The following is an 8,972-nucleotide window of genomic DNA, read 5'->3' on the forward strand; positions in this document are numbered from 1 at the left end:
CCGTACTTGCGCTCCAGGTCGCGCAGCAGGGCCATGCGGGTGTTGACCTCCTCGAGGCGGCCCGGGTCGACCAGCACCGCCTCGGCGTAGGCGCGCAGGCTGGAGGCGAGGTCGGCGACCTCGGCGGCCAGGGCCTGGGCCCGGCCGCCCAGCTCGCCGAGGGCGGGGTCGTGGCCGCCGGGGCCGTGCACGGCCCGGGCGGCGGCGCCGAGGGCGGTGGCCGCGCCGGCGTCCTCGTCGCCCTCCAGGAGCTGGTGGGCCAGGGCGGCCGCCTGCTGGAGAGCCTCGGCGTTGGCCAGGCGCTCGGCCTCGGCGGCCAGCTCGGCCGACTCCCCCACCCGGACCTGGGCGGCCTCGATCTCGTCCAGCTGATGGCGGAGCAGGTCGATCTCGCGTTCGCGCTCGCGGGCCCTGGTGGCCAGGTCGTCCAGCTCGCGGGTGACGGCGCGCAGCCGCCGCCAGCCGGCGGCGAAGGCGGCCCGAGGGCCCAGCGCGGGCTCGCCGGCGAAGCGGTCGAGCAGGTCGCGCTGGACGCCGGGGCGGAGCAGGTCCTGGAACTCGTGCTGGCCGTGGACCTCCACCAACGGACGGACAACGTCGGCGATCGCGGCAACGGTGGCCATGCGGCCCTGGAGCTGGGCCCGGCTGCGGCCCTCGGCCAGCACCTGGCGGGCGACCACGACCTCGCCGTCCTCGTCCTCCACCCCGGCGGTGGCCAGGGCGGCGGCGACCTCGCCGTCGCCGCCGGTGCGCAGGCGGCCTTCGACCAGCGCGGCGGGCCGCCCGGCCCGGACCGCGCCAGGGTCGGCCCGCCCCCCGAGCAGCAGGGCGAGGGCGTCGACGACCATGGTCTTGCCGGCGCCGGTCTCGCCGGTGAGCACGTTGAGGCCGGCCGAGACCTCGAGGCGGGCATCATCGATGACCCCGAGGTCGCGGATGCGAAGCTCGGCTAACATCACCTGCGATTCTAGCCCGCCTGGCCCACCCGGAGCCCGGCGCCGTCCCCAGCTCAGGGCCCGGCGTGCTTGGCGTCGGTGGCGGCGGGGTCGGCCAGGCGGAACTTGGAGCGGACCAGGCGGTAGAAGTCGGCCCGCCCGATCCGGACGAGCAGGGCGTCGAAGCGGCTGCGGCGGACCTCCACGACCGCGCCCGGGGGCAGCTCGCGGGCGGCCCGGCCGTCGACGCTCTCGATCACCGGGTTGTCGGGCAGCACCTCGAGCTGCACCGCCTCGTCGGGGTGCAGGACCAGTGAGCGGTTGAAGACCATGTGGGGCGCGATCGGGGTGAGCAGCAGCGCGTCCAGCCGGGGGGAGACGATCGGCCCGCCGGCCGAGAAGCTGTAGGCGGTCGAGCCGGTCGGGGAGGCGACCATGACCCCGTCGGCGGCGTAGCGGGCGAACGGCCCGCCGTCGCCGAGGCGGACCGCGACCGCGGCCAGCCGCTCCCGGGCCGCCTTCTCGAGCACGACGTCGTTGACGGCCAGGTCCTCGGCGATCTCCCGGCCGTCGACGAGCACCCTGGCCACCAGGGTGGTGCGCCGCTCGACCCGGTAGCGGCCGGCCCAGACGGCGTCGAGGGCGTCGCCGAGGCCGCCCGGCTCCACCTCGACCAGGAACCCGAGCCGGCCGGCGTTCACCCCCAGCGCCGGCACCTGCTCGACCAGGACCAGGCCGAGGGCCCGCAGCAGGGTCCCGTCGCCGCCGAGCGCGACCACCAGGTCGAGCCCGGGGGCGAACTCCGGCTCCTCGACACAGGGCACGTCCTCGCCGACACAGCCCCGCTCGGAGGCCAGGGTGCGCAGCTCGATCCCATGCTCGTCGGCCCACCCGGCCAGCAGCTTGCCCAGCTCGACGGCGGGCGGCCGCCCTGGGTGGACCACCACCCCGACCCGCCGCAGGCGGCTCACCCCGCGGCTCCGGGGAGGGCGGCGCCCTCGGCCAGGGCGGCCTCGAGGGCGGGCTCGTCAAGGGGGGGCGCGCCGGCGCGGAGGTGGAGGAACAGCTCCAGGTTGCCGGCCGGGCCGGGGAGCGGCGACGGGCAGAGCCCGGCCACCCCGAGCCCGAGGGAGGCGCCGGCGCCGGCAACCGCGCGGACGGCGGCGGCCCGGGCGGCCGGGTCGCGGACCACGCCGCCGCGGCCCACCGCCTCCCGGCCGGCCTCGAACTGGGGCTTGACCAGCAGCACCAGGTCGCCGCCGTCGCGGGTGACGGCGGCCAGCACGGGCAGGACCAGGCGCAGGGAGATGAACGACAGGTCGGCCACGGTCAGGTCGACCGGGCCGCCGACCATCTCGGCGTCCAGGGCCCGCACGTTGGTCCGGTCCAGCACCCTGACCCGCGGGTCCTGGCGCAGGCGCAGCTCCAGCTGGCCGTAGCCGACGTCGACGGCCACCACCTCGGCCGCCCCCGCCTCCAGGAGCACGTCGGTGAAGCCGCCGGTGGACGCGCCCGCGTCCAGGCAGCGGCGCCCGGCCACCGCCACCCCGAGCCGCTCGAGAGCCGGGGCGAGCTTGTCGCCGCCGCGGCTCGCCCAGCGCCGGGCCGGCCCGGCCAGGGCGACCGGGTCGCCGGTGGAGACGAGCGTCGACGGCTTGGCCGCGACCGCCCCGCCGACCAGGACCCGGCCAGCCCGGATGGCGGCGCCGGCCGCCTCCCTGCTGGGGGCCAGGCCGCGCCGGACCAGCTCGCGGTCCAGCCGCACCCGGGTCGGCACCGGCGCCCTACAGCGCCTCGAGGCGCTGGAGCTCGGCGAGGATGGCGGCGTTGACCGCCTCGAAGGCGTCCGCGTGGGCGGCCAGGTCGGTCTCGTCCAGCCCGGCCAGGGCCGCCTCGACCTCGGCCGCCGGGTCGGCGGCGCTCTCCTCCCGCGGCAGCGATCCCTCTGGCCCGGTCACGACACCTCCCGCAACGGCGACGACGCGGCAAGTATAGGTGGCAGTGGGCAACCGGGAGCGGGTCGTTCGCCGGTCGGCGACGCTCCCCCGGGGGACTCGGCACCGGGCCGGGTCGCTCAGGCCTGCCCGCCGCCCTCGGCGGACCTGGCGGACTTGCCCTTGGCCCGGCGGGTGCCCGGGGAGGATGCGGTCGAGCGCGAGCTCGTCCCGCCGGTCCGGGTCCGGGTCGAGGCCTTGGCCGCCGACCCCGACGACGCCGCCTTCGCCTTGGAGGACGCCGCCCTGGACGTCTTGGGGGAGGTCGTGGGCGCCGCGGCCTTGCTGGCCCGCTCGAGCTCCTGCTCGAGGGCGCGGACGCGCTGCTGCAGCCGGGCGACCTCGTCCCTGGTGGCCATGCCGAGCACGCCGAGCTGGCGCTTGACCTCCCGCTGGACCAGGCGGGTCATGATCTCGCGGTTCTTCTGGGTCCGGCGCATCAGGTCCTCGGCCACCCGGCCGACCTGGGCCGACTGGACCTCGCCCTGCTTGGCGAGCAGGGCCGCGACCCGATCGGCCTGGGCCCGGGTCAGGTCGCTGAGGCTCGCCAACGCCTGTAGGTACTGCTCCCTCCCGCTCGCCACGGCACACCTCCAGCACGCGTCCGGCGCCAGGATTCTGTCAGCGGCTCCGGAACCGGTCAACGAACCCGGGTTGGCGGCCAGCCCGTGTGGTAGAACCGGTCAGTCGGACGCGGGGTGAGGAGGGTGGGAGTGGCGACCAAGGCCGAGGTCGAGCGGCAGCTCGTGGTGCTGATGGCCCGGCTCGACGGCAACGAGGCCAATGTGCGCTCGGCCATCCCGAGCCGCAAGGTCCTGCGCTGCCACGTCCCCGACCTGGGCGCCGACTGGTACTCGGTGGTCGACCAGGGCCACGTCTCCCAGCCCAGCGAGACCCCGCCCAACGGCCGCGCCGACATCACCCTCCGGGTCGGCTCCGACGACCTTGTCGACCTGGTGGAGGGGCGGATCTCGTTCCTGTCCGCGTTCACCTCGGGCAAGGTCAAGGTCGACGCCAGCATCGTCGACCTGCTGCGGCTGCGCAGCCTTCTCTAGGAGTCGGATGCTCGGGCTCATCCCGATCCACGACGACAACCCGACCCGGCAGCCGGCGATCGTCAACTGGACGCTCATCGCCGTCAACGTGGTGGTGTTCTTCCTCTCGCCCATCTCGCCGCTCGACGTCGGCGGCGACGCCAACACCCCGGAGGGGTTCTGCCGCCAGCTCGCCTTCTTCCGGGAGTGGGCGGCCATCCCGGTGGAGCTGCTGGAGAACGACCCGCTCGACAGCACCACCGGCGTGGCCGAGTGCAACCGGTTCGTGCCCGCGGAGCCGGACTACCAGAAGGTCCCAGCCCTGTCGGTGCTCTCGGCCATGTTCCTGCACGGGGGGCTGCTGCACCTGGCCGGCAACATGCTGTTCCTGTTCGTGTTCGGCAACAACGTCGAGGACCGGCTCGGCCACCTCCGCTACCTGCTCTTCTACCTGGCCTGCGGGTACGTGGCCACCTACGGGTTCGCCCTCTCCGACCCGTCCAGCACCGACACCCTGGTCGGGGCGTCGGGCGCCATCGCCGGGGTGCTCGGCGCCTACCTGCTGCTGTTCCCCAGCGCCCGGGTGACCAGCCTGGTGCCGTTCCTGTTCTTCATCCCGGTGTGGCTGCCGGCCTGGATCGTGCTCGGTTCCTGGTTCGTGCTCCAGTGGCTCTACTTCCAGGGCGCCGCCACCGCCGAGGGCGCCGGCGTGGCCTACCTGGCCCACGTCGTCGGGTTCGCCGCCGGGGTGGTCCTGATCCTCCTCCTCGGCGGCCTCCGCGCCCGCCGCCCCCCGCCACCACCGCCGGCCCCGCCCGACTGGTACTACGGCAGACGCTACTAGCCGTCGCCCAGGTCGCGGAGCTCGCGGATCAGGGGCGGGGCGGCGGGGTCGGCGCCCGGGTCGGGGCGGAACCCGAGGCGGGTCAGGAACGCCCCGGCGCCGGGGGGGGCGGCGACCCGGGCCAGGCCGGCGGCGCGGGCCTCGATGCAGGCGGCCATGACCAGGCGGGTGCCGACGAGCCGGTGCCGCCAGGCCTGCTCGACCACGGGCCCGTCCAGCTGCCCGGCGGATCCGTCGGGCCGCACGGCGGCCGCGCCCACGACCCGCCCGTCCTCCCCCGTCACCGCGACCAGCAGCCGGCTCCCACCGCCCTCGTCCGCCCCGAGCAGGGCGGCGGCCGCGTCCCGGTCGGCGCCGGTGGCGGGGTGGACGGCCGGGCCGGGCTGCTCGAGCAGGCCGCCGACGTCGGCCAGCAGGTGGTCGGGGACGGTCGCCAGGTCGGGCAGGTCGGCCGGCCGGGTGACGCCGCTGAGGACCAGCGCCGTCGACCAGCCGAGCCGGTGGGCGCCGTCCAGGTCGGTGTCGGCCCGGTCGCCCACCATCAGGTAGGGCCCGGGGCCGATGGCGGCCGCGGCGGTGTCGAGCAGCGCCCGCTCCGGCTTGCCGGCGACCTCGGGCCGCACCCCGGTGGAGGCCCGTAGCAGGGCCAGGGTCGCCCCCGCCCCCGGCCAGAACCCGTCCGGGGTCGGCAGGGTCGTGTCCGGGTTGCTGCCGACGAACCTGGCCCCGGCCCGGATGGCCAGTGTCGCGTCCCGGACCCGGGCGTAGGTCAGGTCCGGGTCGAACCCGACGGCCACCACCTCGGCCTCGCGCCACGCCGGCCCGTCGACCACCCGGGCCCCGGCCGCCTCCAGCGCCTGGCGCAGCCCCGGGCCGCCGACCACCATGACCCTGACCCCGTCGAGCCCGTCCCGCCCCCCGAGCAGCCGCACCGCCGCCGCGGCCGAGGTCAGCACCTCGCCCTCGGCCGCCTTGACCCCCAGCCGGTTCAGCTTCTCGGCCACCCGGTCGGGGGGCCGGTAGGAGTTGTTGGTCACGAACGCCACCTTGACGCCCAGCCCCCGCACCTGGTCGAGCGCCCCCGGCGCGGCCGGCACGACCTGCTCGCCCAGGTAGACGACCCCGTCCAGGTCGAAGACGACGCCCCCGAACCCGGCCACCAGCGCCCCGCCGTCAGCCACGACCGGGTTCCTCGGCGGCGCGCAGGCGCTCGACCCGGTCGAGGGCCTGGCGGTAGGTGTCGACCTCCGGGCGCATGACCACGGCCAGGCGGAGGTGGCCGACGGCCCGGGCCCGCTCGCCGCCCCTGGCCAGGCAGAGGCCGAGGCCGAAGTGGGCGTAGTCGTTGCTCGGGTCGATCTCCAGGGCCTCGGAGAACTCGGCCTCGGCGGCCGAGGTCCGGCCGGCGCCGTAGTAGGCGCGGCCCAGCGCCTCCCGGACCGAGCCGTGCCCCGGGGCGGCGTCGCGGGCCTGTTCGAGCGCGATCACCGCCTGGTGGGCGTGGCCGGCGGCCAGCAGCTCGCTGCCCCGCCGGAACAGCTCGTAGGTGTCGACGTCGATGGTCATCCTCCGGATCACGGGCGGTGAGCAGCCTGGCTGGCGACCGGCGGCCCGCGCTTGCTACAAACACGGCCATGACCGACAACCCGAGTGCGGCGGCACCATGGTAGCCGTCGCCCCCTTCCGCGGCCTGCGCTTCGATCCCGCCGTCGTCGGCGCCCACGCCCAGGTCACCGCTCCCCCCTACGACGTCATCTCGCCCGAGGCCCGCGACGCCTACGAGGCCATGAGCCCCTACAACGTGGTCCGGCTGATCCTGGCCCGGCCGGCCCAGGAGGACGCCGCCCCGGCCGTGCGCGACGGCAGCAGCGACTACCGGCACGTGGCCGGGCTGCTCGACCGGTGGCGGTCCGAGGGCGTGCTCCGGCGCGACACGTCGCCATGTCTCTATGTCTATGAGGAGATCTATCAACTGAGGGGCGTCGAGCGGGTCCAGCGGGGGGTGCTGGCCAGCGTCGCCCTGGACGACACCGGCGCCTGGGTCGTGCCCCACGAGCGGACCATGGCCGCGCCCGTGGCCGACCGGCTGCGGCTGCTGGAGGCGACCGGGGCGAACCTCTCCCCCGTGTTCGGCGTGTACGCCGGCGCAGGCGGCCCGGCGGCCGAGCTCGACGACCTGACCGCCACCGAGCCGGCCCTCGACTGCGTCGACGAGACCGGAGTCCGGCACCGGCTGTGGGCGGTCGCCGACCCCGGCCGGATCGCCGCCTGGCGGGAGCGCATGGCCGCCCAGCGGGTGCTGATCGCCGACGGCCATCACCGCCACCGGACCTCGCTCGCCTACCGCGAGGCCATGCGGGCCGCCAACGGCGGGCGGCCGGGCCCCTGGGACGAGCTCCTCATGTACCTGGTCGACGCCGACCTGCACGGCCCGGCCGTGCTGGCCATCCACCGGCTGCTGGCCGACGTGGACGGGGCGGCCGTCCTGGCCGGCCTGGACGGCGACTTCGACGCCCGGCCGGCCACCTCCCCGGCCGAGATCGAGCAGGCCCTGGCCGGGCTGCCGGCCGACGCCGTCGCGTTCGGGCTGTACGCGGGCGGGCGCAGCTGGCTCCTGACCGCCCGCGACCCGGCCGCCCTGGCCGCCGAGGCGGGCCGCGACCGCCGCATGCTCGACGTCGAGGTCCTGCACGGCCCGGTGCTGAGCAAGCGCCTGGGGGTGAGCGACTTCGAGGGCCGGGTGGTGTACGAGAGCGACCTGCCCGCCGCCGTGGCCGCCGTCGACCTGGGCGCGGCCGCCAGCCTCCTGATCCTCCGACCGGCCCCGTTCGCCACCGTGGCCGAGATCGCCGCCGGCGGCGAGACCCTCCCCCAGAAGACCACCTTCTTCTATCCGAAGCCTCGGGACGGCTTGGTGTTGAGGCTGCTTGACGAGAGTCCCTGATCCATGTGGGGAGGAGCTGGCTCCCCCCAGGCCCCCGCAAGAGCGCCTGTGCCATGGTGCGACTGGTCACCAGGAGGTTGCCGTGAGTGTGCTCGACGCCCTGCCGGACGGGGTCACGGGGATCGACACCTACATGGGAGGCGCGTCGGAGATCACCGCCGGCTTCCTGCTCGCCGGTGAGCGTCCGGCGCTGATCGAGACGGGGCCGGCCAAGGTGGCCGGCGCGATCGCCGCCGGGGTGGCCGACGCCGGCCTCGACCCGGGCGACCTGGCCTGGATCGTGGTCACCCACATCCACCTCGACCACGCCGGCGGGGTCGGCGACCTCGTCCGGGCCTTCCCGAACGCCACCGTTGTCGTCCACCCGGCCGGCGCCCGGCACCTGGCCGACCCCGAACGGCTGCTGGCCAGCGCGGCCCGGGTCTACGGGCCGCTGATGGACACCGTCTACGGCGGCCTGACCCCGGTCGAGGCGGCCCGGATCAAGGCGGCCGAGGACGGCGAGGTCCTTGACCTGGGCGGCCGGCGCCTGGAGCTGCTCCACGCCCCCGGCCACGCCAAGCATCACCTGGCGGTGTTCGAGCCCGACCTGGGCGCCCTGTTCGCCGGGGACGGCGTCGGGGTCCTGCTGCCCTCGACCGGCGTCCTCCGCCCGGCGACCCCTCCGCCCGACTTCGACCGCGACCTGGCCGTGGCCAGCCTGCGCCGCTTCGCCGAGCGCAACCCCTCCCACCTGGTCCTGACCCACTTCGGCCCCATCACGCCCCCCGCCGACCGCCTCGCCGAGGCCGAGGACAAGCTGCTGCGCTGGTGCGAGACCGCCGAACGCGCCGCCCAGGAGCACGGCCCCGAGCTCGACCACATCGAGGCCGCCCTCCGCGAGCGCTTCGAGCAGGAGGAGGGCCACCAGGCCATGGACCCCGCTCGGTCCGAGCTCCTCAACAGCTACGAGTCCAACGCCGCCGGCCTCCTCCGCTGGATCCAGCAGCGCCAGCGCGCCGCCGGCGACGGCTAGCAGCGCTCGAAGACGGTGTCGGGGTTCGGCGGCGGCAACGGTCCCCCCTAGGTTGTCCTGTCCCCGAGTTGTAGCGACACTGGGGCACGTCCCCCACTAGCGAAGAGCGGCGACGCATCCTTCGTCCTGACCACCAAGTCAAGGAACGAGGAGGCGTCGCCGTGACGCAGGATGACCTGCTGTACCGCTTTCGTCTACGGGTGTTC

General features: G+C 75.8%; 11 protein-coding genes. 4 read left to right on the forward strand and 7 right to left on the reverse strand.

The window, feature by feature from the left end:
- The 5 genes from VF468_16900 to VF468_16920 all read right to left on the reverse strand — a co-directional run.
- On the reverse strand, positions 1–956 hold a 956-nt coding region (locus VF468_16900), incomplete at its 3' end, for an AAA family ATPase (protein HEX5879971.1).
- 53 nt (positions 957–1,009) lie between these two features.
- Positions 1,010–1,906 carry an NAD(+)/NADH kinase gene (locus tag VF468_16905; protein ID HEX5879972.1) on the reverse strand — a complete coding sequence of 299 codons (897 nt, stop codon included), beginning with the start codon at positions 1,904–1,906 and terminating at the stop codon, positions 1,010–1,012.
- Positions 1,903–2,712 carry a TlyA family RNA methyltransferase gene (locus VF468_16910; GenBank protein ID HEX5879973.1) on the reverse strand — a complete coding sequence of 270 codons (810 nt, stop codon included), beginning with the start codon at positions 2,710–2,712 and terminating at the stop codon, positions 1,903–1,905. The genes VF468_16905 and VF468_16910 overlap by 4 nt, the downstream gene beginning before the upstream one ends.
- A 7-nt stretch (positions 2,713–2,719) precedes the next feature.
- Positions 2,720–2,893, reverse strand: coding sequence for a hypothetical protein (locus tag VF468_16915; GenBank protein HEX5879974.1), 174 nt, complete (start codon positions 2,891–2,893; stop codon positions 2,720–2,722).
- A 116-nt stretch (positions 2,894–3,009) separates the two neighbouring features.
- Entirely contained in the window at positions 3,010–3,513 is a 504-nt protein-coding gene (locus VF468_16920) for a hypothetical protein (GenBank protein HEX5879975.1), read from the reverse strand.
- A 129-nt stretch (positions 3,514–3,642) separates the two neighbouring features.
- Between VF468_16920 and VF468_16925 the strand changes: the two genes are divergently transcribed.
- Positions 3,643–3,984 (forward strand): SCP2 sterol-binding domain-containing protein, encoded by a 342-nt coding sequence (locus VF468_16925; GenBank protein ID HEX5879976.1) that lies wholly within the window; start codon positions 3,643–3,645, stop codon positions 3,982–3,984.
- 7 nt (positions 3,985–3,991) lie between these two features.
- Positions 3,992–4,807: a rhomboid family intramembrane serine protease gene (locus VF468_16930; protein ID HEX5879977.1), complete on the forward strand. Its 816-nt coding sequence runs from the start codon at positions 3,992–3,994 to the stop codon at positions 4,805–4,807.
- Here the strand turns inward: VF468_16930 and VF468_16935 are convergent.
- Positions 4,804–5,988: an HAD-IIA family hydrolase gene (locus VF468_16935; GenBank protein HEX5879978.1), complete on the reverse strand. Its 1,185-nt coding sequence runs from the start codon at positions 5,986–5,988 to the stop codon at positions 4,804–4,806. The two genes, VF468_16930 and VF468_16935, sit on opposite strands and share 4 nt — an antisense overlap.
- Positions 5,981–6,373, reverse strand: coding sequence for a tetratricopeptide repeat protein (locus tag VF468_16940; GenBank protein HEX5879979.1), 393 nt, complete (start codon positions 6,371–6,373; stop codon positions 5,981–5,983). The genes VF468_16935 and VF468_16940 overlap by 8 nt, the downstream gene beginning before the upstream one ends.
- 97 nt (positions 6,374–6,470) lie before the next feature.
- Here VF468_16940 and VF468_16945 point away from each other — a divergent pair, with 97 nt between their 5' ends.
- Both VF468_16945 and VF468_16950 read left to right on the forward strand, forming a co-directional pair.
- Positions 6,471–7,751, forward strand: a complete 1,281-nt coding sequence (locus VF468_16945; GenBank protein HEX5879980.1) for a DUF1015 domain-containing protein — start codon at positions 6,471–6,473, stop codon at positions 7,749–7,751.
- An 82-nt stretch (positions 7,752–7,833) separates the two neighbouring features.
- Entirely contained in the window at positions 7,834–8,766 is a 933-nt protein-coding gene (locus tag VF468_16950; protein ID HEX5879981.1) for an MBL fold metallo-hydrolase, read from the forward strand.
- The last annotated feature ends 206 nt before the right edge of the window (positions 8,767–8,972 follow it).

The sequence above is a fragment of the Actinomycetota bacterium genome (genome assembly GCA_036280995.1).
GTDB lineage: Bacteria > Actinomycetota > CALGFH01 > CALGFH01 > CALGFH01 > CALGFH01.

Excerpts from the sequence above, each read along its gene's own strand:
- VF468_16930 (HEX5879977.1), top strand. The coding sequence starts at position 3,992 with ATGCTCGGGCTCATCCCGATCCACGACGACAACCCGACCCGGCAGCCG.
- VF468_16940 (HEX5879979.1), bottom strand. The coding sequence starts at position 6,373 with ATGACCATCGACGTCGACACCTACGAGCTGTTCCGGCGGGGCAGCGAG.
- VF468_16945 (HEX5879980.1), top strand. The coding sequence starts at position 6,471 with ATGGTAGCCGTCGCCCCCTTCCGCGGCCTGCGCTTCGATCCCGCCGTC.